Source organism: Ureibacillus acetophenoni (genome assembly GCF_900220965.1).
GTDB lineage: Bacteria > Bacillota > Bacilli > Bacillales_A > Planococcaceae > Ureibacillus > Ureibacillus acetophenoni.
In genome coordinates this window covers 82,024-104,880 of record NZ_OBQC01000006.1, presented here as the reverse complement: position 1 = coordinate 104,880, position 22,857 = coordinate 82,024, and the positions used below count along the sequence as shown (strand labels likewise).

The following is a 22,857-nucleotide window of genomic DNA, read 5'->3' as shown; positions in this document are numbered from 1 at the left end:
ATGCCAACGAAAAATAGTCCTTTTAGATTTTTTCATACTTGTTTACGTTTCCGCTTAATAGGGCAGTTTTTGCAAAAGCTCCTGTTACTTTCAGTTAAATATGACAAACAACAAGTGATTCTTTTGTGAGGAGTTCCGTCTAATAAATTTATACTTTCCTTTGTACCTCTAAAGTTTAGAAAGGGATTTTCAATATATTCACCAAATACATTTCCTTTTCCTACTGATGTTATCCAATCAAAATCATCTATGATTATAGGGTGTAGATCTTCATACTCTTTATTTGCTAGTAAGTTTGTATACATCCAAACAATATATGTATAAAGATTTTCCCACATAATTCGTTTGGAAAGTTTAGAGACTTTATTTAAACAACTGAATAATATCTCTATATGGTTTGAAAAAATTTCAGTTAATATTTCGTTTCGCCAGTTTGCTCTGTCAAAATCCAGAGATGGGCTTAAATTTAAGCTCTCAAATTTTATTGAGGGAAGCCATATCGTATCCGATTCATCTAAGGTTTGAATGGATAGGTTATCGACCGAAAAATCGATTCGTTTGTTCATTATAGTCATTGAATATAACGCAATTAATACAGCAAAACTATATCTTTTCACGAAAAGAGAGGCAGCTACACCCAGGTTGGCTGCCTTTGTTATTGATTTAACCTTTGTTAAATAAGTATGAAGTTTCTCTTCATCCAACAAAAGGGATACCTGAGTAGTTAAGTCAGACGCGCTAGTTTTAAAAGTTAATCGATAGGTTTCCTTCAATACAGTTATTTCATTAGGAGTGAATGTGGATAACATCTTTTTTCACTCCATTCATCAACCTACCTTTCCCGTACGGTACACACATTGGAGTTCCGAATACCGGATCTGGAATAACTTCACACTCTAGATTAAATACACCTCTCACTAATTCACGATCTACTATATCTTCTGGTTTACCATGTGCATAAACCGCCTTTTCCTTTACGGCAACAATATTATGGGCGTAGCGACAGGCTAAATTTATGTCATGTAGTACCATTACAACTGTACGTTTTTCCTTTTCGTTCAATTCAAATAGAAGGTCTAAAACTTCAATTTGATGAGTTAAATCAAGATAAGTAGTAGGTTCATCTAATAAAATTGTGTCAGTGTCCTGTGCTAATGTCATGGCAATCCACGCACGTTGTCTTTGCCCACCAGATAAAGAATCGACTAATCGATCAGAAAGTTCGGTCATACCTGTTGATTGTAATGCATGATGGACGATTGCTTCATCCTTTGATGACCATTGTTGAAGCCATTTCTGATATGGATAGCGACCTTGTTTTACTAATTGCAATACAGTTAAACCTTCTGGAGAAACTGGACCTTGAGGTAGAATGGCTAACTTTTTCGCGATATCTTTTGTAGGTAGTTTCATCATCATTTCACCATCTAATAATATCGAACCACTTGTGGGTTTAAGTAACCGTGCCATAGAGCGAAGGAGGGTGGATTTACCACAACCATTACTACCAATCAGAACGGTTATTTTACCTTTAGGAATGGTAAGATTTAATTGATCTAAAATAATATGTTCTCCGTAAGATAAGGTTAAATTTTTCGTTTCTAAAACATTCATAATGGTACACTCCTATTTAAGCATTTCGTTGTCGGTATAATAAATAGATAAAGTAAGGCGCTCCTATAGCTGCAGTAAATACGCCAGCCGGAATCTCGAGTGGTAAAAAGACAGTTCGACCGATTGTATCAGCAAGTAATACTAAAATTGCACCTATTATTGCTGATAAAGGTAATAGGTTTCCAAATGATGAACCGACTAACTTTCTAGCAATATGTGGTGCCATTAAGCCAACAAAGCCTATACCACCAGCAAAGGCAACAGAACTTCCAATTAATGCAGTACTTAGTAAAAGTAAACCAAACCGCTGTCTTTCGATTCTTGCCCCAACACCTAATGCAATATCTTCACCAAGCTCTTGAATATTCAAATGTCTAGTCATAATGAATACAATAATTAACAGAACAAGCGTTAGGGGAGCTAAAATTTGAACGTTGTTCCAATTAGCACCATAAACAGAACCAGTAATCCAAACATTTGCTTGAGCTGCTTGATGAATTGGACCAATGATCATAAATAAATTTGTTAACGCTTTTGTTAAAGCCCATAAACCAATACCAATTAACACTAAGCGGAAAGATGATAAGCCATTCTTCCATGCAAGTAGATATAGTAAAATTGCAACAATTGTTGCCCCAATAAATGCTGCAAGTGGCATCCAATGGATGCTCACTGTTAAAGCATTACTTTCATTACTAAATATGGCTAGAAATAAAACAACCGCTACCGATGCGCCACCTGTAATTCCTGTTACATCAGGTGAGGCTAAAGGATTTCGAAGAATAGCTTGTAAAATAGCACCGGCTACCGCAAGACTAATTCCTACCAAAATTGATATTAGAATGCGAGGCATTCGGAATGATTGAACAATTAATGACTCAAAACTACTACCATTGCCTAACATTATGTTCAATGCTTTCCATGGAGAAAAGAGCTGTTCTCCCATACCTACACTAATTAAAAATATCACACCAAGTAATAAGAGGGAGATGACATGAAATGTAATAGCTTTACGATCAAGTAGAAAAGAAATACGATCTCGAAAAGCTCTTACTGAAGTATACTTTCTCATGCAAGCTTTCCTCCTTTACGTGCAATGTATATAAAGAAAGGTGTACCTACAAGGGCAGTCATAATACCAACTGGAACCTCTTCAGGCATTAACACATAACGAGCACCTATGTCAGCCATTAAGAGAAAGACTCCACCGACAATTCCACTGTAAGGAATTATCCAACGATAGTCATTACCTGCAATTGACTTCACTACATGGGGTACGACAATTCCAATAAATCCAATTGGACCTGCTATTGCAACTGATCCGCCGGCTAGTAAAACAACCGAAAGGCCCGTAATAAGTTTGACAATCAGTGTTCTTTGGCCAAGCCCTTTGGCAACATCTTCTCCCATCATTAAGATATTAATTTTATTTGAAATGGAGATAGCAATAACCAACCCGATAACTAAATATGGTAATACGGCAAGCAAAATTTCAAGTTTTCTACCTTGTACGGATCCCGACATCCAGAATAAAACTTGATCTAATGCAGATTCATCCATTACTAGTAGACCTTGAGTTAATGATCCAAAGAGGGCAGCAATGGCAGCCCCTGCTAAGGTCATTTTAATAGGTGTCATACCATCTCGACCAATCGAACCTAAGAAATAAACTAAAAGACCAGCGATGGTTGCACCAACGAAAGCAATCCAAGTAGTTGCTTGTAATGACGAAACTGAAAATAACATAAGTGCTACAACAATTGAAAAACTCGCACCTGCATTAAAACCAAGAATATCTGGTGATGCGAGAGGGTTTCTTGTTAATGCTTGCAATAAAGCGCCTGCAATCCCAAGACTTGCTCCTACGGTAGTTGCAATTAACGCCCTTGGTATCCGTACGTCTTGGATAATAATATGTTCATTCGAGCCATTAAAGTTAGTAAAGCTCTCTATAACTGTTTGAATCGTAATATCTGTATATCCAAGAATAATACTTAAAAAATTAAACAATATTAGTAACAGTAGGCCAATAATAAGGCCAAAATATTTACTTTTAACACTATGTAGAACCATTCATCTTTTTCTCCCTATAAAAACAAATAATTTATATCTTATTATGAAAGATAGCCTGCTTATAAGTAATTGATAATCATTTTCAATTATTTATTGACATAGTTAATTTTATCGAATAATATTCTAAAAGTAAATGATAATCATTATCAATCAAAGGAGGTAAAATATGTTTACATATTTTAAACAACACAAATTTTTCTTATTAACAGCTTTACTAAGTATTCTCATTCTTAGTGGTTGCGGAAATAATTCTGAAACTACGCAAGAGAGCGATACTTCTGATGGAGAAACAACGCCTACAACGACTGAAGGATATTCAATTGAACACGCAATGGGTACGACTGAATTAGAAAAAACTCCAGAAAAAATTGTTATATTAACAAATGAGGGAACAGAGGCACTACTTGCTTTAGATGTAAAACCTGTTGGTGCTGTTCAATCTTGGACTGGTAATCCTTGGTATGACCATATTGAAGATGAAATGGAAGGCGTTACAAACGTTGGTATGGAAGGTGAGCCAAGTTTAGAAACAATTGCTTCTTTGGAACCCGATTTAATTATTGGAAATAAAATGCGACATGAGAAAATCTATGAGCAACTAAGTGCTATTGCACCTACAGTATTCGCAGAAGACCTGCGAGGAGATTGGAAGAAAAACTTTGAGCTTTATTCAAAAGCAGTAAACAAAGAAGAAGAAGGTAAACAAGTTATGCAGGATTTTGATAACCGAGTAACGGATTTACAATCAAAACTAGGAAATAACCTACAAAAAGAAGTATCAATCGTTCGTTTCATGGCAGGTGATGTTCGAATATATCATAAAGATACATTCTCTGGAGTTATTTTAGACCAACTAGGTTTTGCACGTCCTGAATCTCAAAATGTGGATGATTTTGCTGAAAAGAATGTAACAAAAGAACGTATTCCTGCGATGGATGGAGATATTATTTTTTACTTCTCATATGAAACAGGCGATGGTGAAGCTACTCAGCTAGAAGAAGAATGGGTTAATGATCCATTATTCCAAAACTTAAATGCTGTAAAAGCTGGGAACATCCATAAAGTAAGTGATGCCATTTGGAATACTGCTGGAGGAGTAATCGCTGCTAATTTAATGCTTGATGATATTGAAGAATTCTTCATTGAAAAAAATTAAGCCATCTTACCAAAAATACTAAATGCCTCATCATTTATTTGATGGGGTATTTTTTTATGATAATTGAGGGGGATAAGTAATTTAACGCTCCTTTCCATCTATATATAAATCACTGCTAATCATACAAATAATATTTAAATCATATTGATAAGCTGTGGGATTATAATTGCTGGTGTTTATACTTCCAAATAAAGACTTAATTAGTTTATGATTATTGGTTCTTTTATTTTTAGAATGAAAATAAAGGGGAGGTAAAGGGAGATGAATAAGTACTCGATCGATGAACTTATTAGAACAACTGGGCAAACGGATAAAGGACAAGGATTCTTTGAATTAGAAACACCACGTATGTTAGAAGTGAATCTGAACGGGCAAGTTTGGGCTAAGGCTGGATCGATGATTGCATATGAAGGTCATATTAAATTTGAGCGTGAAGGGATATTAGAGCAGGGGATTGGAGCGTTGTTTAAAAAGGCAATCTCCGGAGAAGGGGCTTCCCTCATGAAAGCCAATGGGCAAGGGAAATTATATCTTGCTGATGGCGGTAAAAAGGTTATCATTCTTCACTTAAATAACGAATCAATCTCCGTCAATGGTAATGACTTACTTGCTTTTACTCCATCTATTCATCATGAAATTAAAATGATGAGAAGAGTTGCTGGAATGATGGCTGGTGGATTATTTAATATTCGATGTTCTGGAGTTGGCTTAGTTGCGATAACAGCACACTATGAAGCATTGACATTACGTGTCACGCCTGGTAAACCAGTAATTACAGATCCAAATGCAACTGTCGCGTGGTCTGGAAATCTTGAGCCACAATTCCAAACGGATATATCCCTTAAAACTTTCATCGGAAGAGGTAGTGGCGAATCGATTCAAATGAGATTTGAAGGCGATGGATTTGTTATCGTTCAACCATATGAAGAAGTTTATATGCAAGCACAGAGTTAAAGTAGAAGGCGCTATTCCATGGGAGTAGCGCCTTGTTTATTTTATTTTGTAGCTGTTTCTACTGAAATTTGCTGCTCAAAGAATTCGAGCATTTTACGGTAAACAAAAATTTCATTTTGTTTTTTCGAGAAGCCGTGGCCTTCGTCTTCTAAAACGATGTATTCCACTTCTCGGCCTTTTTCTTTTAGTGCTGCAACAATTTGGTCTGATTCTTTTTGAACAACTCGTGGATCGTTCGTACCTTGAATAACAAGCATCGGTTTTGTCATGCCATCTAAATAAGTAATAGGGGAGTCCTTTGTCAGTCTTTCTTTATCTTTTACTGGATCTCCAACCCATTGCTCCATAAATGGCTTCCAGAATTCCGGAACAGACTCAACAAAGGAGAATAAGTTACTTGGACCAAATATATCAACGACTGCTTTGAATTTATCTGCATGGCGACCGTGTAGAAGAAGGGCCATGTATCCTCCGTAACTTCCACCTAATAGTAATACTTTATCTTCCTCAACATAGCCATTTTTAATTAGCCACTCGACACCTTCTAAATTATCTAAACGTGGACCGTGACCCCAGTCACCTTCAACCATCTTCATAAACTTCAAGCCGTAATTTGAAGATCCGCGGAAGTTTGGTGCAAAAATGGAATAGCCGCGATTCAGTAAGAATTGGAACATCGAACGGAACCATTTTCTTTCTAAAGATTGTGGACCGCCATGTGGCCATAAGATGACATGTCCATTTGCATTTTCCTCTTTCGCTTTAAAGAACAGTGCTTCAATTTCAAGTCCATCGAATGACGGATATTTAACGATTTCAGGTTCAACTAAATCTTCGTCACGAACCCCTGGCACACGGAAGTGAGTTAATTCTTCCCAAGTAGCACCATTATCTTTAGAAACAAAGACATTTCTTGGTCTTGTAGATGAGCGTCCTAGAAGGTATAAATTTCCGCTTTGCGTGACAACTAATTTTTCTACAATACTAGAAGGCGTTTCGATGTTTTTCAATTCACCAGTTTCTAAACTATATTTGTACAAACGATCTTCTACTCCAAATGAACCAACAATATAGAGGGCTTTGTCCTTCTTTGAGAAACTCATGCTAGAAAAGTCTTCATTTTCAAGTTGTAGAACTGCTTCAAATTTTTTAGAGTTTAAGTCAAACTTTGCAAGATATGTTAAATCCGAATCATAGTTTGTTAGGAAATATATTTCAGAATTAGATGTATATACGCCATCAGAAATTGTATGTTGTTCTGTAGTTTCAGGTGTCATTAAAAAGCTTTCGCCATCAATATGTGCATAACCTAATGAATAAGTGTTTCCAAACATTTTAACGAACGCATATGATGTTTCATCTGGACTTACGGCTGCTACACCAGTAGGAGCAACAGTTCCTTCTAACAATAATTCCTCATTACCAGACTCAATATCATATACATAACTATTAAAATATGTTGGGTTATCTTTTGTTGTGTAATAATAAAGTCGTTTACCATCTTCAGTTAAATGCGATAAGAAATGTCGTTCTCCTTCTTTTGTACGTAAAGGAACGAGATTACCACCTTGAGGTGAAAGAGCATACAGTTGTATATTCTCATCACCATCTTGATCAAATCCTGTAATAATGAAATCACCAGTTTTCGCAAATTGAAGAAATGATGCTGCTTGATTATTAAAAGTTAGAGGATATGGAAACTGTTTCGGTAAGTCTAATCCCCATAGATTAAAATGTCCGTTAAGGTTAGTACTAATGACTAATTGTTTCTCATCTGGACTAATTGTGAAATCTTGAACATCTAACGTTTGAAAAAATTGTTCTACATCCGGTTTACCAAATTGAACCATTAAGCAACTCTCCCATTCTCATAAGATATAAATAGTTTATCACCAATATTCAGTTTTTTCTAAAAATTGCACCAACTAAATTTGTGTAACACTGTACATATTCTATTAATCAATAAAACTAATAAGACCTAGAAAGAGGACTGACAGGTTATTTGTTGAAGTAGAATAAGAGAAATAGATGATGGGGAGTTTTACTAATGGAAAATGAACTAAAGGAAGCACTCAATTTAAGACAAAGTGGAAACCACAAAGAGTCCAATGAAGTACTTATAAAACTAATTGAAAAATATCCAACGAATGCATCTATCAATTATCAATGTGCATGGAGTTTCGATTTATTGGGAGAAGAAGGAAAAGCAGTTCCTTATTATGTAGAGGCAATTCGTTTAGGGTTACCAAAAGGAGAATTAGAAGGAGCTTTATTAGGATTGGGAAGTACATATCGTACTCTAGGTGAGTATGAAAAATCTAAGCAGGTATTTCAACAGGGCGTAGTGCAATTTCCTAACAATAGAGCGATGCAGGTGTTTTATTCAATGACGTTATATAACTTGAATGAACACGGCAAAGCAATGGAAATATTACTAAAATCCTTAATCGAGACGACTACGGATCATGAAATTTTAAAATATAAAAGGGCTATTGAATTTTATTCCGATAAGTTGGATGAAGTGTGGAAGTAATAGTTTCCGTAAAAGGTTGTTGTTAGACAAGAAATTAGGAACCTGAATAAAAGTGTCACGCAAAATGGATATGCAAGACAAAAAGTAGTTGAACCCAAAAGAAAGTTGTCACGCAAAATCAACTTGCATGACATAAAGTAGGGAGATCAAAGAAAGTTGTCACGCAAAATCAATTTGCATGACATAAAGTAGGGAGATCAAAGAAAGTTGTCACGCAAAATCAACTTGCATGACAAAAAGTAGTTGAACCAAAGAAAGTTGTCACGCAAAATCAACTTGCATGACAAAAAGTAGTTGAACCAAAGAAAGTTGTCACGCAAAATCAACTTGCATGACAAAAAGTAGTTGAACCAAAGAAAGTTGTCACGCAAAATCAACTTGCATGACAAAAAGTAGTTGAACCAAAGAAAGTTGTCACGCAAAATCAACTTGCATGACAAAAAGTAGGGAGATCAAAGAAAGTTGTCACGCAAAATCAATTTGCATGACAAAAAGTAGGGAGATCAAAGAAAGTTGTCACGCAAAATCAATTTGCATGACAAAAAGTAGGTGTATCAAAAAAATCTGTCACGCAAACCTATTACCTAGTCAAGAAATTGAGAATCCAAAAAGAAATGTCCCCTAACATGACCCTTTAAAAGACAAGAGTATTTAGATCCTTTAGAGCCGGTATTTTTCGACAGTAATAGTCATAGACTTAAGCCTCATATAATTCTAAAATTATAGTAGAAGCACATTTCAAATTCAGTCATCTTAATTTATATCGAAAGGTGGAAATAGTTAATGATTCAAAACGATTTCTATTCGCAAGAAAATGTTGGGCCTTTTGAAATTTATAATTTAGGAGATTTTGAATTAGAAGATGGTGGCATCATTCCAGATTTAAAGCTAGCTTATACTACTCATGGAACGTTAAATGAAGCAAAAGATAATGTGATTGTCGTTCCTACTTGGTTTTCTGGGACAAGTAAAAACTATGAATCTTATATCGGCAAGGACAGAGCGTTAAATCCTGAGAAGTACTTTATTATCGTGATCAATCAAATTGGTAATGGTGTTTCTAGTTCACCTCATAACAGCCCAGAGCCGATTGCTATGGCAAATTTCCCGAATGTTCGAATCGGCGATGATGTGCGAGCACAACACAAATTAATTACAGAGAAATTTGGAATTGAAGAAATTGCATTAGTTGTCGGTGGATCTATGGGAGCGCAGCAAACATATGAATGGGCAGTTCGTTACCCAGATATGGTAAAACGTGCAGCGCCAATTGCAGGTACAGCTAAAAACACAGTACATGACTTCTTATTTACGAAAACTTTAATGGATGCGATTACGTCTGACCCAGGATGGAATGGTGGAAACTATTCGTCTCATTTCGATGTAGCGGATGGTTTAAAGAGACATGCAGATATTTGGGCTGTGATGGGGTTAAGTACAGAATTCTACAAGCAAGAAGGGTGGAAGCTCTTTGGAATTGAAACGGTAGAACAATTTACTGAAGGCTTTTTACAACCATTATTCCAAAGTTTAGATCCGAATTCATTACTTACAATGGCTTGGAAATGGCAAAGAGGTGACGTGAGTCGTCATACGAATGGTAATCTAGAAGAGGCTCTTGGTCGCATTAAAGCTAAAGTATTTGTCATGCCACTTAATGAAGACATGTTCTTCCCAGTACGTGACTGTGAGGCAGAACAAAAACTAATTCCAAACAGTGAATTAAAAGTAATTAATAGTTTACTAGGTCATTTCGGACTCTTTGGCGTGGAACCAGATTACTTTACGCAAGTAGATAACTACTTAAATGAACTGCTTGCTATTAATGTTGCAGAGGCAGTTGCAGAATAATATATATAATGAAAAATCAAAAATCAGCTCTTTGGTAGGGCTGATTTTTTGTTGGTGTGGAGGGAGAGTTGCTCATAAGTGCATGAAAGTAGCTCAATTCCACGATCAAAATGCTCATAAAGTTCCGAAAGTTGCTCGAAAACTCCCGAAAGTCGCTCATAAAATTCGGCAAATGAAGAAGTTGCTCGTAAACAGATAAAAGTTGCTCGTAAACAGATAAAAGTTGCTCGCAAGCGCCCAAAAGTTGCTCAAAAAATCCCTAGGGTTCTAAAATTACTCAATTCATAGTTGAAGTTGCTCATAAGAAACCTATGAATGCAATTTTATTGAAAAAAAATCCTTGAAATTTGGTAATGAATGGCTATAATTGATTGAAATACAATATAAAAAATCGATGACAAAGAGAGTAGTTATTTGTAAAGGTAAAGCGAGCTAGGGATAGTGAAAGCCTAGTACGGATCAAATAATGAAGCGCACTTTGTAGATACTTTCCTGAAAATGTAGTAGGGAAAGTCGGGGTGAACCTCGTTATCAAATAGAGTGGTTATAACTTCATTCAACAGATGTTTTGTACAAATAAAGCTCTTGCGATAGGTACAGAAGTTTAAAATATTAATTAGGTGGTAAGATGAATGAAGTTAAAGCCTCCGGCGGATGCCACAGATTTTTTAAAGGTAATTATCGAGCAAGCTCGATAAAATCTGGGCGCAAATACGCCGAGGCGTATTTGATTAACAATTAGAGTGGTACCGCGGGAAAATACAACTCCCGTCTCTTTTCTTATGAAAAGAGGCGGGAGTTTTTTTATTTTAAGGAGGAATGACATGAACTATAAACATGAGTTTGCAGAAGTATTATTTGGTCAATTACATGAAGTTGCGGATAGAAGTAAGTTGGAAAGTATGATTGAGAAACCAAAGTTCGATAAACTGGGAGATCTTTCATTCCCATGTTTTGAATTAGCGAAGATTTACAAAAAGTCGCCTCAACAGATCGCTGTAGACCTAGCTCAAAACTTACAATTGTCTAATACATTTCAACATGTAGAAGCAATTAGTGGCTTTGTAAATGTATTTTTAAATAAAAGAGTCGTTTCAACAAATGTCATCAAAGAGGTACTTACTAAAAAGGAACATTATGGAGAAATAACTATCGGAAACAAAAAAGTCATTACGATTGATTTTTCCTCTCCAAATATTGCTAAACCCTTTTCGATGGGCCATCTACGTTCAACGGTTATAGGGAATGCCTTAGCTCTTATTTCAGAAAAATGTGGTTATGAAGTAGTTAGAATCAATCATTTGGGTGATTGGGGAACTCAGTTTGGAAAGTTAATTGTTGCTTATAAATTGTGGGGCACCAAAGAAAAGGTTCAAGACAATCCGATAAAAGAACTCTTAAAATTATATGTACAGTTTCATGATGAAGCAGAACAAAATGAAGAACTAAATGATCAAGCAAGACATTGGTTTAAAAACCTGGAAAATGGCAATGAAGAAGCTTTAAAGTTATGGAATTGGTTTAGAGAGGAATCTCTAAAAGAGTTTAATAAAATCTATCAACTACTTGGGATTAAGTTTGATTCAACAAATGGGGAAGCATTCTATAACGATAAGATGAATAAAGTTGTTCAGTTACTAAAAGAAAAGAATCTATTACAAGAGTCAGAGGGGGCACAAATTGTAGAAATCGGAGACGATTTACCACCTTGCTTAATTACAAAGAAAGATGGGACTACTCTTTATGCTACACGGGATTTAGCAGCAGCTCTTTACCGTCAGGAAACGTACAAATTCGAAAAGTCATTCTATGTTGTGGGCAATGAACAATCCCTACATTTTAAACAGCTTTTTACTGTCTTAGAAAAGCTGGGCTACGAATGGCATAATGGTCTGAAACATGTTCCCTTTGGCATGATGTTAAAAGACGGTAAAAAAATGTCTACTCGTAAAGGGAAAGTAGTTTTATTAGAAGAAGTGTTAACTGAAGCAATCAACCTTGCCAAGGAAAATATAGAAGAAAAGAATCCGACGCTTGATGCAAAAGAGGATGTTGCTCGACAAGTAGGAACGGGTGCAGTCATTTTCCATGATTTAAAAAATCATCGCTTAAATGACATTGAATTTTCACTTGAAGATATGTTGAGATTTGAAGGGGAAACCGGTCCATATGTTCAATATACTCATGCACGTGCCTCATCCATTTTAAGAAAAGGGGGATACGAGGAAAATCTGGATGCTGTCACATTAACAGATGGTGAAGCATGGTCAATTATTACAAAATTAATGGTCTTTCCTGATGTCATTAAACGTGCATTTGAACAGTACGATCCATCCCAAATTGCAAAATTTCTTTTAGATCTTTCAAAAGCATTTAACAAATACTATGGGACTGTACGTATTCTTGATGACTTAAAACAAAAACAAGCAAGATTAACTCTAGTGTATTGCGTTCAAGTTGTTTTAAATGAAGGACTACGTCTATTAGGAATTCATGCACCTGAAGAGATGTAGGGCTATGAGGCGATTCATCTTTTATTACAGCTGTAACGAACTATAGACTCTTAAAGGCACTTTTCCAGGAAGGAGAAGTGCTATTTTTATTGAATTTAGTATGGAGAGTAATAAATAGATTTGATGATTAAGGAGAACACCATGATTGAAATAGTTGAAATAAAGGATAGAACAGATTTATTCGACCAAGCAATTGATTTTATATGGGGGTATTGGGGCAATGAACAGAATTTCCATTTCTACCATGATTGTATGAAGCATTCTGCTACGACTAAAAGTGATTTACCTAGATTTTATATAGCTCTTCAAAACGAAAAAATTATTGGTTCGTATGCACTTTTAAGAAATGATTTAATTAGCCGCCAAGATTTAACTCCATGGTTTGCATGTTTATATGTAGTGCCTGAATCAAGGGGACAAAAAGTGGGCGAGGCGCTTCTAAATCATGCAATCCAGGAAACTCGTAAAATAGGCTATGAGACCTTATATCTTTGTACAGATATTGATGGATATTACGAAAAATACGGTTGGAAACATTCAACCAATGCATATCTTTTCAATGGGGAAGAAACGAAAGTTTATGAAAAATCGACTCAAGTAAAATAGATTCATGAGGTCTTACACTAAAAAATACAGGATAGGTGACATTATTAAAGGAAATTCGTCCCTATCCAATCTAGCATATTTAATGCCGGAACAAGGAAGGTGACTAGTTGAATATTACTAAAAATAATGGATTTGAGTTCATTGATTTTATCTATACAAATGAAGAGGAACTGCATCAATTCAATCCACTTGCAGGTTCATTTGCTCTCATCAAATGCGAAGGTAAATATCTTCTTTGTTACAACACTTGGAGAAAGCAATGGGAGATACCGGCAGGAAAATGTGAGGGTAACGAAACACCGAAAGAATGCGCGATTCGAGAACTTTATGAGGAAACTGGGCAACAGGTTCAGGATTTAGCATTTCAAGGATTAGCTAAAGTTAAAAACTTATCAGATGGTAAGATTAAATACAATCCTGTATATACAACAACAATCGAAGAACTAGAATCGTTTCTACAAAATAATGAGACATCGGAAATTAAACTATGGGACTTAAAAGAACCACTTGGACCTATCGATGCAGTCGATATAAGAATCTTTGATTTCATAGAATAATAGCCATTAAATATAAGGGAGAAAATCTATGAATTACATAATGGAGTTAAGAAAAATTGTCGGTAGCATTCCACTAATCATGGTTGGAGCATGTGTTATTGTATTCAATAAAAATAAAGAGATTTTGTTACAGCTTAGGAAGGACAACAACTGTTGGGGGTTAGCAGGCGGTTCCTTAGAGCTAGGGGAGTCATTGGAGGAAGCTGCAAAAAGAGAGCTTTATGAAGAGACGGGTTTGATAGCCAACAAATTAGAGCTATTCAATGTCTACTCTGGGGAAGAATTTTATTATAAATATCCTCATGGTGATGAAGTGTACAACGTAGTTTCAGCATACATTTGTGATGACTACGAAGGCGAAATCAAAATTGATGAAGGAGAATCCCAAGCTATGTCTTTCTTTGAACTTCATGATCTCCCACAGAACATTAGTCCGCCAGATTTACCGATAATAAGAGAATTTATTAATAGGAGTAGCTTATGATTATTAGAGAACTAAACGATCAGGAAAAACCACCAATGAATTTATTATTACTAGCAGACCCTTCTATAAAAATAGTTGAAGGTTATTTGGCAAGGGGGAAGTGCTATGTTGTTGAAGTGGATCATGAAATGATTGGAGTTTATGTATTACTTCCAACTAGACCTGAAACTGTTGAAATCGTTAATGTAGCAGTCGAGGGAAAACACCAGGGGAAGGGCTTAGGGAAACAAATGGTATTGGATGCCATTCAAAAGGCTAGGGGAAATGGTTATAAAACAATCGAAATTGGTACTGGGAATTCAAGTATTTCACAGCTTGCCCTGTATCAAAAATGTGGCTTTAGAATAACAGGTATTGACCACGATTTTTTTGTTAAACATTATTCTGATGAAATCTATGAAAATGGAATTCAATGTAGAGATATGATTCGATTATCTCAAGACTTATAAATTAGACGGGGTGTTAAGAAAGATTCACTTTCAAAACATCCCATCAAAGTTATTATTGTTTTTCTTCATTTAGTATCAGTTTGAAAATGTCTGGACGATTATAATGGCCAACGACATCAAAGTCAAAATGACCTCGTGTAATATCGTCTAAATCTAAATCGGCGTATAAAATTTCTTCTTTGCCAAATACAGGTTCCACTAAAAATTCTCCCAGCGGATTAATAATACAGCTACCGCCTCTTGTTAGTTCAAACGGTGCCTTTTGCATATCTTCTGTTTCCAGCAAATCTTCTTCATACATATCTTTTGTACTGTATTGATTGCAAGATAATACGAAGCAACGCCCTTCCAAGGCGATATGGCGCATCGTTGCAAACCAAGAATCACGATGATCGGCAGTTGGTGCAATATAAATTTGGATTCCTTTTTCATACATTGCTGTACGTAGTAATGGCATATAGTTTTCCCAACATATCACAGCACCAATTTTGCCGTATGGCGTATCAAACACTGGGAGAGTACTTCCGTCTCCTTCACCCCAAATGAGACGTTCACTACCAGTTGGTTTTAATTTCCGATGTTTTCCAAGCAAAGTACCATCCGGACCAATGAAGATCGCAGTGCAGTACAATGTACCACCACTTAGCTCTGAATCCCGTTCAATGACTCCCATAACAACATAAGCACCGCTTTTTTTTGCAGCCTCACCTAATTGATCCGTTTCAGGACCGGGAACTGTAATCGCGTTTTTAGAATAACGTAAAAATTCATTACGTCCTTCAGGTGTTCGACTACCGACTACAGCCCCAAAGCTCATCCCACGAGGATACGCTGGAATATAAGCTTCTGGGAAAACAATAATGTTAGCCCCTTGCTCTCCAGCCTCTTGAATTAAGTCTACTGCTTTCTCAATACATTTCTCTTTATTCATGACAATCGAACCTGCTTGTACAACAGCTACTTTACAATTCGTCATATAGAAACCCCTTTGTTTGAAATGCGTATTGTTAAAACATAGTAGAGTTTGTTACAACAATGGTGACAGTAGTAATCCACACTAGGGAGTAGAAAAATCACTAAATGCACCCTAGCGTAACAAACTCTAATTAAATCCCATACATAAAAAGTCTAATTTAAGCTTGAATATAATGTAAAATATATAAAAGACATAATTAGTATTCTTAAATGGAATAATGGAGGGCAATAATGAACTTTCGTGATTTAGAAGCTTTCAAGGCAGTAGTTGAATGTGGTAGTTTTTCAAGGGCAAGCGAAGAGCTTTTCATTGCCCAACCATCTCTCTCAAAAACGATACAAAAGTTAGAGCAGAAACTAGGGGTTAAATTAATTGACCGTACGAACCGAATTATTCGTTTAACAGATGAAGGAAAGTTACTTTATGAAAAGGCACTAATTATCCTTCAACAAAAAAAGGAATTGGAGTTTGCCCTCGGAGATATGAATGAACAGATTACGGGCCATTTAAAAATTGGATTACCCCAAATTATTGGAACGTTTTTCTTTCCAAGAGTAGCTAAGCAGTTTTCTAAAACTTACAAAGATGTGACCCTAGAAATAGTAGAGGATGGCGGTCTAGAAATTGAGAAGCTTGTTGCCAAGGGGGAAGTAGATGCAGCCTTTGTTGTATTGCCCGCAAAGAGTAATGAGTTGGAAGTACAACAAATTTATGAAGGGCATTTTGTTGTTTGCTTACCGGAACATCATAACTTACAAGATGCGAAGGAACTGTCACTACAACAATTGAAAGATGAGAATTGGGTTTTATTTGACTCAACGTTTGCACTACGTCAAATCGTTCTTCATAGTTGCCAAAAAGAAGGGTTTGTACCAAATGAAGTTTATAACACATCACAATGGGATCTACTAATTGCTTTAGTAAGAGAAGGTCTAGCAGTGGCAATGGTGCCGAGTCCATTAGTAAAAATGTTTGGAAACAACATAGCTGTTAAAGAAATTAGCAGTCAATATATCCCTTGGAAAATTGGCATTGCCGTGAAAAAAAATCGTTACACACCACATGCATTACGAGCCTTTTTAGAAACGGTGATTGAAATTTATAAATAAGACAAAAAGGCACTCCCGAATAGGAGTGCCCAAAATTTATCTATTATACAAGTTGTTGTTCTTCTTCTAATTTCGCAACGACTTCAGCAACATACTCTTCTGATAAGTTATGTTTTGCTACGTAACGGTTGCGAGGGTCTTTTGTACATTCGATTGTGCAACCACCAAGGTGTTTTGCTTCGTTCTCCTCTGATGCAAGAATTTGCTTATTGCATTCAGGGCTTGCACAATTAACATAACGTTCACATGGTGTACCATCGTAATGATCACGTCCAACTACAACGTGCTCAACTTGGTTAATTGGAACAGTTAAGCGCTCGTCAAATACGTACATTTGCCCGTCCCAAAGCTGACCTTTTACAACAGGGTCTTTACCATAAGTTGCAATACCACCGTGTAATTGTCCAACTTCTTCACCAATACCTTCACGCATTAACCATCCAGAGAATTTCTCACAACGAATACCACCTGTACAGTATGTTAAAACGCGTTTCCCTTCGAATAGCTCTTTGTTGTCAAGAATCCATTGTGGAGTATCGCGGAATGTTTCTACCTCTGGGCGAATCGCACCACGGAAGTGACCGACATCATATTCATAAGTGTTACGTACATCTAGAACTACTGTATCTTCACGTTGCATTTCCTCAAAGAATTCTTGTGGAGAAAGGTAACGGCCAGTGAGTTCGTGCGGATTAACATCTTCTGGTAAGCTTAAGTTAACAAGCTCTGGACGAGGGCGACAATGCATTTTTTTAAATGCATGACCGTCTGCTTCATCAATTTTGAAAACGATGCCTTCAAATAATGGATGATTTTTCATATGTTCCATGTATGCATTTGTATCTTCAACTGTACCTGAAACTGTACCATTAATACCTTCATGTGCTACAAGAATACGACCTTTTAAGTTAATCGACTTACAAAACTCTAAATGTTCTGCTGCAAAAGCGGCAGGGTCTTCAATGTGATTATAATGATAATAAAGTAAAACTCGATAATCCAATTTGTTTCCACCTCTCAATTATATTTGCAGGATATACCTGATCGGTGAACTTCTAACGTAATGATAGAAATTCAATCACTATTTTAATAAAACATTAAAACAGCAACCCTAAAATAATATCATAAATTTCACATATTGTGAATCAGCATATGAATGAAATATAGCCAAATTCTTACTAAGTCATAATCAAATTAACAAGTTTTCTTGAATAAAACAAGGAATCATAAATTAATTAACCGAATAATAAATCTAATAGATTCTAAAGAAAGGATGTCACAAATGGCTAAAATTGTCGGCTTTGAAATGAACAGTCAACAACCCGAGAAAGCAATTGAGTTTTATAAAAATGTTTTCGGTTGGAAAGTATCAGAACCAAATTACGATTACTGGCCAGTAGATACTGGGTTAGAGTCAAACATTAATGGAGGAATCAGCTTGGGACCTGCAGATTTCCCACACGGAACACGCATTCAAATAGAAGTGGATTCGATTGAAGAAGTCATTAAACAAAGTTGCAATGCGGGAGCTAAAATACTACGTGACAAAATGGAGTTCGAAGAGTTTTATCTTGCCTATTTAATAGACCCAGTAGGAATTAGTTTTGGTCTTATTGAATATAAGTAAAAATAACTCCAAGGAGGAAGAAATGAATAAAACAGTCCCGATAATAAATCAAATGAATGGTGTATTTATTCATGTAACTAACCTAAAGGAATCTGCCAAATGGTATTGTGGTTTACTAGGTTTAGAAATCAATTTAGAAAAAGTACAATCTCCTGTATTTAATGTTCCAATTACAGGTACAACTTCACTCACACTAGATGACCATACATTTGATCCAATATTTCAACATCATGTCAGTCCAAATCCAATTTTTAATTTCTTTACTACAAATATCGATGAAGCTTATAACTATGTTTTGGAAAAGGGAATTTCAATTGTTAGAGAAATTGAAAGAGTAGGGGATACGGCTTGGTTCAATATTAAAGATCCCGATGGTAATGTAGTGATGATTTGTAACTGTTAATAGAATATAAAAATAAGATTACTATTTGCCGGAAAAAGTATATTTTCCGACATTTTTTATTTCTATAATCGAAGCGGTTATCGCTTATTTAGATAAAGTACATAATAAAGGGGAATCATTTATTTTTAATTTTGACAGTTAAGAAATTTGTATACAATATAGATATTAGGTATTATCTTATAGTGAAATATATGATTCATTCGCACTAAGTTAATAACTTCGTTGAGTAAAAAGGAGTATCTTTCTTTATGAAATATAATTACATCAATAATGAGGATGAAATAATAGAATTAGAAAATCTACCACTAAAAGTGAGACAAAAATTAGAGAAACTTCAACTGTTGGAATATGCGATTGATCAATCCTCAATCGTTATTGTATTCGATAAAAAGGGCGAGATTATTTATGTAAATGATCTAGCGTGTGAATCAAGTCAGTACAGTAGGGACGAATTAATCGGGCAACAACATGCTTTTTTCTATTCGAATACGTTTAAAGCTAACGACCTAAAAGATATGGTTAAGACGTTGTTAGAAGGACGTATTTGGAAGGGGGAAATGCAAAATGAAAAGAAAGACGGGTCAAAATTCTGGGTTCATTCTATAGTTGTACCAATTGTAGGTGAAGAGGGAGAGACTGTTCAATACTACTCTATTAGTACAGAAATTACGAAAGAAAAAGAATTTGCGGAAGAAGCAAGAAGAAATAATGAGAATTATCGACTAATCGCAGAGAATACAATCAATCTTTTAACACTTATAGAATCCAATGGTTCTTTTAGATATGTATCGCCAACATTTAATACTCTTTTAAATTACGATGTTGCTTCTTTAATAAATGGAAACTTTTTCGACTTAATACACCCAGAAGATCTAGAAGCTGTTAAACATGATGTTCAAACCTATTGTCGAAAAAGAAAAGAACCACTTTTAATGGAATTTCGCATTTGTAATAATTCCGGTAATCATATTGATGTTGAGGCAACGATTCGAATCATTAGTAATTCAACTTATTCTTCTAACGAATTACTTTTAATTGTTATGAGAGATATTCGTAATCGTAAAGCAGTAGAACAAACTGTATATCATTTAGCGTATCATGACTCTTTAACAAATTTTCCAAATCGTCGTTCCTTTATTAGTAAGCTAAGAGATGAAATGATGAATCGCTCGAAAACGAAATCCAAACTAGCAATATTATTTATTGATTTAGATAACTTTAAGAATATTAACGATCAATGGGGACATGACATAGGGGATTTAGTATTAAAGGAAGCTGCAAACACAATCCAATCTGTGTTAAGCAAAAAAGATGTTGCTGCAAGATTCGGTGGGGATGAATTTGTTGTCATGTTAAAAGATATAGACAGTGAAGAAGAAGCTAGCGCTGTAGTGAAAAAGTTACTGGAAAAATTTCAAACCCCGTTAAACATTGATGGTGTGGAGCATCGAATTACATGTAGTCTAGGAGTAGCGCTATATCCTGATCATGGAACATCATCCGATGAACTAATTAAAAACGCAGATGATGCACTTTATACAGTGAAGGGCAATGGGAAAAATAATTTTAGCGTGTTCAATGAATCCATTGAACATCAATCATTTGAACGTAGAATTTTAGAAAATGCTCTTAGAAAGGGTATAAAAGAAAGACAATTTTACTTAGAATACCAACCTAAACTTAACATTTGTACAAATGAGGTCATTGGGATGGAGGCGTTGGTAAGATGGAAACATCCAGACTTAGGAACAATTCCTCCAATGAAATTTATACCATTAGCGGAGTCAACAGGACTAATTGTACCATTAGGTGAGTGGGTTTTAAGAGAAAGTTGTAGACAAACGAAGGAATGGCAAGATAAGGGCTATGGACCACTATCTGTATCAGTAAATATATCCGTTCGTCAATTAGAGGAACCGAATTTTATTGAACAAGTACATAAGATTTTAAAAGAAACGGGACTAGACCCAAAATGGCTAGAGTTTGAAGTGACAGAGAGCATTTTCGCTGACCTAAAAAATACAGTTTCTATTTTACAGGAAGTTCGTAAGTTAGGGATCCAAATTTCTGTAGATGATTTTGGTACGGGATATAGTTCATTAAGTTATATAAAGCATTTGCCAATTGATACTTTAAAAGTCGACCAATCCTTTGTTAAAGATATTCATGTCAATCAAGAAAGCCAAGCGATTGTATTAGCAGTATTAAATTTAGCAAAGACAATAGGATTAAATGTAATTGCGGAAGGGATTGAGTTAGAAGAACATGTTTCTCGGTTAAGTGAGAGAGGCTTATTGTTTGGACAAGGTTATTATTATAGCAAACCATTAAGGAAAGAAGCCTTTGAAGAGTTTGTTAATAACAATGCGGTTGTCTAATTCATCTTTAATATAAAATAGCATGAGTTTTCATTTATGAAGACTCATGCTTTCATCACGATAACACTAAATATTATAAAACCTCTTCGTATTTTCATAGAGTGTTCGTTTCGTTTTCTCTACTGGTTGTTCTTTAAGTTCTGCAATTTTCACAATGGATTGATGAATCATTTTTGGTTCCGTCATTTGATTTGCAAATGGTCCCTCAAATGGCCAAGGACCGTCCGTTTCGACCATCATCAACTCAAGAGGATACCTCTTCACCAATTGTTGTATTTCATTCTCATATAATACATCGGGCGTAACAGATATATAATAACCGTTACGAATCATTCGTTTCACAGTTGGTTGATCACCTTTAAACCAGTGAAAATGCGCTTTAGTTAGACGATGTTTTTCGAGCAAATCACATGCTAACGCAGCATCTTCATATACTGCGTGAAGTACAATGGGTTTATCACATTCAACTGCGAATTCTATAAATCTTTCTAATAACCTCATATAGGGCTTGTAATCTAAAAGACCATTGTTTTCTAACTTCTTATAATAAGGTAAACCAACTTCTCCGACAGCCACCATTTCATCCTTATGCTGTTCCATCCAAGAAAATAGTTGGTCGATTTCCATTTGGGTTGGGATATCCTGTTCTGGGTGAAAACCATAAGCAGGTTTCGCTCGAGTATCTAACATTGAAAATGCGCGGTTTTGCAAGCAAGATTCCAAATTAAACGACACTGTAATTAAAGCTTCTACCTGATGTTCGTTTAATGTGGAAAGTATCTTATTTTGAGCGTCCTTCTCATATTGATCCAAATGAATATGAGCATCAATGATCATTCGGTAATTTCCTCCCTTATATATTGGAAGATTTCTTGTTTTAAAGTGAAAAATTCACTTGATTCAAGTAACCTTTCATCACGCGGTCGAGAGAAGGGCACTTTAATTTCTGCTTTAATTTCAGCGGGTCTTTTCGATAGTATATAGATTCGATCAGCTAAAAAGATTGCTTCTTCGATACTATGAGTTATAAACAAAATCGATTTACGATTTTCCTCCCAAACAGAAAGAAGCCACTTTTGCATTTTCAACCTTGTAAATTCATCTAAGGCTGAAAATGGTTCGTCTAAACAAAGTAAGTTCTGCTTACTTAGTAAAGCTCTTATAAATGATACCCGTTGTTTCATTCCACCAGATAATTCAATAGGATAAGAATTTTCAAAATCAGCTAAACCAACTTTTGCAAGCCATTGCTTAGCTTCTTCATAATTTGGTTTACCTTTTAATTCAGCTGCTAGTACAACATTTTCCAAAACAGTTCTCCAAGGGAAGAGGGAAGGTTGCTGAGGCATGTAGCTAATAAAACCCTTTTTCCCGTTGATTAGTTCATCATTTAAGAAGATTTCGCCTTGATCAGGAATTTGATTTCCACCTATTAGTTGAAATAAAGTGCTTTTCCCACTTCCAGAAGGGCCAAGAATTGCAACGAATTCACCCTCATTTACTGTTAAGTTAATGTCCTTTAATACATGAAGGTCCCCAAATGTTTTATTTAATTTATTTATATTTAACAACAT

At 35.5% G+C, this 22,857-nt stretch carries 22 protein-coding genes and 1 other annotated feature; of the genes, 13 read left to right on the top strand and 9 right to left on the bottom strand.

The genetic code is table 11. From position 1 onward, the window contains the following. Positions 1 to 32: 32 nt before the first annotated feature. From CRO45_RS09915 to CRO45_RS09900, 4 genes are read right to left on the bottom strand one after another with little or no spacing between them, the layout of a single operon-like run. Entirely contained in the window at positions 33 to 809 is a 777-nt protein-coding gene (locus tag CRO45_RS09915) for an IucA/IucC family C-terminal-domain containing protein (protein WP_097149502.1), read from the bottom strand. Then, a complete protein-coding gene (locus CRO45_RS09910; RefSeq protein ID WP_097149501.1) occupies positions 787 to 1,614 on the bottom strand; it encodes an ABC transporter ATP-binding protein in 828 nt (275 codons plus the stop codon). The genes CRO45_RS09915 and CRO45_RS09910 overlap by 23 nt, the downstream gene beginning before the upstream one ends. A 16-nt stretch (positions 1,615 to 1,630) precedes the next feature. Then, positions 1,631 to 2,686 carry a FecCD family ABC transporter permease gene (locus CRO45_RS09905; RefSeq protein WP_097149500.1) on the bottom strand — a complete coding sequence of 352 codons (1,056 nt, stop codon included), beginning with the start codon at positions 2,684 to 2,686 and terminating at the stop codon, positions 1,631 to 1,633. Next, positions 2,683 to 3,687 (bottom strand): FecCD family ABC transporter permease, encoded by a 1,005-nt coding sequence (locus CRO45_RS09900; protein ID WP_097149499.1) that lies wholly within the window; start codon positions 3,685 to 3,687, stop codon positions 2,683 to 2,685. The genes CRO45_RS09905 and CRO45_RS09900 overlap by 4 nt, the downstream gene beginning before the upstream one ends. A gap of 166 nt (positions 3,688 to 3,853) precedes the next feature. On the opposite strand from CRO45_RS09900, the gene CRO45_RS09895 reads away from it, so the two are divergent. Both CRO45_RS09895 and CRO45_RS09890 read left to right on the top strand, forming a co-directional pair. Then, positions 3,854 to 4,843 (top strand): ABC transporter substrate-binding protein, encoded by a 990-nt coding sequence (locus CRO45_RS09895; RefSeq protein WP_097149498.1) that lies wholly within the window; start codon positions 3,854 to 3,856, stop codon positions 4,841 to 4,843. Positions 4,844 to 5,104: 261 nt separating this feature from the next. Next, positions 5,105 to 5,797 (top strand): AIM24 family protein, encoded by a 693-nt coding sequence (locus CRO45_RS09890; RefSeq protein ID WP_097149497.1) that lies wholly within the window; start codon positions 5,105 to 5,107, stop codon positions 5,795 to 5,797. Positions 5,798 to 5,838: 41 nt separating this feature from the next. Here the strand turns inward: CRO45_RS09890 and CRO45_RS09885 are convergent, their stop codons facing one another. After that, positions 5,839 to 7,647: a S9 family peptidase gene (locus CRO45_RS09885; RefSeq protein ID WP_097149496.1), complete on the bottom strand. Its 1,809-nt coding sequence runs from the start codon at positions 7,645 to 7,647 to the stop codon at positions 5,839 to 5,841. Positions 7,648 to 7,844: 197 nt separating this feature from the next. Here CRO45_RS09885 and CRO45_RS09880 point away from each other — a divergent pair, with 197 nt between their 5' ends. From CRO45_RS09880 to CRO45_RS09850, 7 genes are all read left to right on the top strand, one after another. Further along, a complete protein-coding gene (locus tag CRO45_RS09880) occupies positions 7,845 to 8,330 on the top strand; it encodes a tetratricopeptide repeat protein (protein ID WP_097149495.1) in 486 nt (161 codons plus the stop codon). Between the two features lie 783 nt (positions 8,331 to 9,113). Then, positions 9,114 to 10,181, top strand: coding sequence for an alpha/beta fold hydrolase (locus CRO45_RS09875; protein WP_097149494.1), 1,068 nt, complete (start codon positions 9,114 to 9,116; stop codon positions 10,179 to 10,181). A 385-nt stretch (positions 10,182 to 10,566) separates the two neighbouring features. Next, positions 10,567 to 10,960, top strand: a binding site (T-box leader). A gap of 45 nt (positions 10,961 to 11,005) precedes the next feature. Further along, entirely contained in the window at positions 11,006 to 12,694 is a 1,689-nt protein-coding gene (gene argS / locus CRO45_RS09870; protein ID WP_097149493.1) for an arginine--tRNA ligase, read from the top strand. Positions 12,695 to 12,835: 141 nt separating this feature from the next. Further along, positions 12,836 to 13,300, top strand: coding sequence for a GNAT family N-acetyltransferase (locus CRO45_RS09865; protein ID WP_170949459.1), 465 nt, complete (start codon positions 12,836 to 12,838; stop codon positions 13,298 to 13,300). 107 nt (positions 13,301 to 13,407) lie between these two features. After that, positions 13,408 to 13,857 (top strand): NUDIX domain-containing protein, encoded by a 450-nt coding sequence (locus CRO45_RS09860; RefSeq protein WP_097149492.1) that lies wholly within the window; start codon positions 13,408 to 13,410, stop codon positions 13,855 to 13,857. Positions 13,858 to 13,885: 28 nt separating this feature from the next. Continuing rightward, complete coding sequence (locus tag CRO45_RS09855) at positions 13,886 to 14,341, top strand: NUDIX hydrolase (RefSeq protein WP_097149491.1); 456 nt, start codon at positions 13,886 to 13,888, stop codon at positions 14,339 to 14,341. Next, complete coding sequence (locus CRO45_RS09850; protein ID WP_097149490.1) at positions 14,338 to 14,790, top strand: GNAT family N-acetyltransferase; 453 nt, start codon at positions 14,338 to 14,340, stop codon at positions 14,788 to 14,790. The genes CRO45_RS09855 and CRO45_RS09850 overlap by 4 nt, the downstream gene beginning before the upstream one ends. Before the next feature lie 52 nt (positions 14,791 to 14,842). Here the strand turns inward: CRO45_RS09850 and CRO45_RS09845 are convergent, their stop codons facing one another. Further along, on the bottom strand, positions 14,843 to 15,766 hold the full coding sequence (locus CRO45_RS09845) for a carbon-nitrogen hydrolase family protein (RefSeq protein WP_097149489.1): 924 nt from the start codon (positions 15,764 to 15,766) through the stop codon (positions 14,843 to 14,845). Positions 15,767 to 15,996: 230 nt separating this feature from the next. Here CRO45_RS09845 and CRO45_RS09840 point away from each other — a divergent pair, with 230 nt between their 5' ends. After that, positions 15,997 to 16,875, top strand: coding sequence for a LysR family transcriptional regulator (locus CRO45_RS09840; RefSeq protein ID WP_097149488.1), 879 nt, complete (start codon positions 15,997 to 15,999; stop codon positions 16,873 to 16,875). 43 nt (positions 16,876 to 16,918) lie between these two features. Here CRO45_RS09840 and trhO read toward each other — a convergent pair whose 3' ends face one another. Continuing rightward, the gene (gene trhO, locus CRO45_RS09835; protein ID WP_097149487.1) at positions 16,919 to 17,878 is read right to left on the bottom strand and encodes an oxygen-dependent tRNA uridine(34) hydroxylase TrhO; all 960 of its coding nucleotides are present in this window, start codon (positions 17,876 to 17,878) and stop codon (positions 16,919 to 16,921) included. Positions 17,879 to 18,157: 279 nt separating this feature from the next. Here trhO and CRO45_RS09830 point away from each other — a divergent pair, with 279 nt between their 5' ends. The 3 genes from CRO45_RS09830 to CRO45_RS09820 all read left to right on the top strand — a co-directional run bounded on the left by CRO45_RS09830 (position 18,158) and on the right by CRO45_RS09820 (position 21,283). Further along, the gene (locus tag CRO45_RS09830) at positions 18,158 to 18,502 is read left to right on the top strand and encodes a VOC family protein (RefSeq protein ID WP_097149486.1); all 345 of its coding nucleotides are present in this window, start codon (positions 18,158 to 18,160) and stop codon (positions 18,500 to 18,502) included. Between the two features lie 22 nt (positions 18,503 to 18,524). Continuing rightward, positions 18,525 to 18,905 (top strand): VOC family protein, encoded by a 381-nt coding sequence (locus CRO45_RS09825; protein WP_097149485.1) that lies wholly within the window; start codon positions 18,525 to 18,527, stop codon positions 18,903 to 18,905. Positions 18,906 to 19,153: 248 nt separating this feature from the next. After that, complete coding sequence (locus CRO45_RS09820; protein ID WP_097149484.1) at positions 19,154 to 21,283, top strand: bifunctional diguanylate cyclase/phosphodiesterase; 2,130 nt, start codon at positions 19,154 to 19,156, stop codon at positions 21,281 to 21,283. 66 nt (positions 21,284 to 21,349) lie between these two features. Here CRO45_RS09820 and CRO45_RS09815 read toward each other — a convergent pair whose 3' ends face one another. Together CRO45_RS09815 and CRO45_RS09810 are read right to left on the bottom strand one after the other, a co-directional pair. Then, positions 21,350 to 22,120: a TatD family hydrolase gene (locus tag CRO45_RS09815; RefSeq protein WP_097149483.1), complete on the bottom strand. Its 771-nt coding sequence runs from the start codon at positions 22,118 to 22,120 to the stop codon at positions 21,350 to 21,352. Continuing rightward, a complete protein-coding gene (locus tag CRO45_RS09810) occupies positions 22,117 to 22,857 on the bottom strand; it encodes an ABC transporter ATP-binding protein (RefSeq protein WP_170949458.1) in 741 nt (246 codons plus the stop codon). Before CRO45_RS09810 ends, CRO45_RS09815 begins: the two co-directional genes overlap by 4 nt.

Coding starts and splice junctions, on each gene's coding strand:
- CRO45_RS09840 (WP_097149488.1), top strand. CDS start 15,997: ATGAACTTTCGTGATTTAGAAGCTTTCAAGGCAGTAGTTGAATGTGGT.
- CRO45_RS09910 (WP_097149501.1), bottom strand. CDS start 1,614: ATGAATGTTTTAGAAACGAAAAATTTAACCTTATCTTACGGAGAACAT.
- CRO45_RS09905 (WP_097149500.1), bottom strand. CDS start 2,686: ATGAGAAAGTATACTTCAGTAAGAGCTTTTCGAGATCGTATTTCTTTT.
- argS (WP_097149493.1), top strand. CDS start 11,006: ATGAACTATAAACATGAGTTTGCAGAAGTATTATTTGGTCAATTACAT.
- CRO45_RS09810 (WP_170949458.1), bottom strand. CDS start 22,857: ATGTTGTTAAATATAAATAAATTAAATAAAACATTTGGGGACCTTCAT.
- CRO45_RS09845 (WP_097149489.1), bottom strand. CDS start 15,766: ATGACGAATTGTAAAGTAGCTGTTGTACAAGCAGGTTCGATTGTCATG.
- CRO45_RS09890 (WP_097149497.1), top strand. CDS start 5,105: ATGAATAAGTACTCGATCGATGAACTTATTAGAACAACTGGGCAAACG.
- CRO45_RS09820 (WP_097149484.1), top strand. CDS start 19,154: ATGAAATATAATTACATCAATAATGAGGATGAAATAATAGAATTAGAA.
- CRO45_RS09915 (WP_097149502.1), bottom strand. CDS start 809: ATGTTATCCACATTCACTCCTAATGAAATAACTGTATTGAAGGAAACC.
- CRO45_RS09875 (WP_097149494.1), top strand. CDS start 9,114: ATGATTCAAAACGATTTCTATTCGCAAGAAAATGTTGGGCCTTTTGAA.
- CRO45_RS09850 (WP_097149490.1), top strand. CDS start 14,338: ATGATTATTAGAGAACTAAACGATCAGGAAAAACCACCAATGAATTTA.
- CRO45_RS09880 (WP_097149495.1), top strand. CDS start 7,845: ATGGAAAATGAACTAAAGGAAGCACTCAATTTAAGACAAAGTGGAAAC.
- CRO45_RS09855 (WP_097149491.1), top strand. CDS start 13,886: ATGAATTACATAATGGAGTTAAGAAAAATTGTCGGTAGCATTCCACTA.
- CRO45_RS09830 (WP_097149486.1), top strand. CDS start 18,158: ATGGCTAAAATTGTCGGCTTTGAAATGAACAGTCAACAACCCGAGAAA.
- CRO45_RS09900 (WP_097149499.1), bottom strand. CDS start 3,687: ATGGTTCTACATAGTGTTAAAAGTAAATATTTTGGCCTTATTATTGGC.
- CRO45_RS09815 (WP_097149483.1), bottom strand. CDS start 22,120: ATGATCATTGATGCTCATATTCATTTGGATCAATATGAGAAGGACGCT.
- CRO45_RS09825 (WP_097149485.1), top strand. CDS start 18,525: ATGAATAAAACAGTCCCGATAATAAATCAAATGAATGGTGTATTTATT.
- CRO45_RS09885 (WP_097149496.1), bottom strand. CDS start 7,647: ATGGTTCAATTTGGTAAACCGGATGTAGAACAATTTTTTCAAACGTTA.
- CRO45_RS09895 (WP_097149498.1), top strand. CDS start 3,854: ATGTTTACATATTTTAAACAACACAAATTTTTCTTATTAACAGCTTTA.
- CRO45_RS09865 (WP_170949459.1), top strand. CDS start 12,836: ATGATTGAAATAGTTGAAATAAAGGATAGAACAGATTTATTCGACCAA.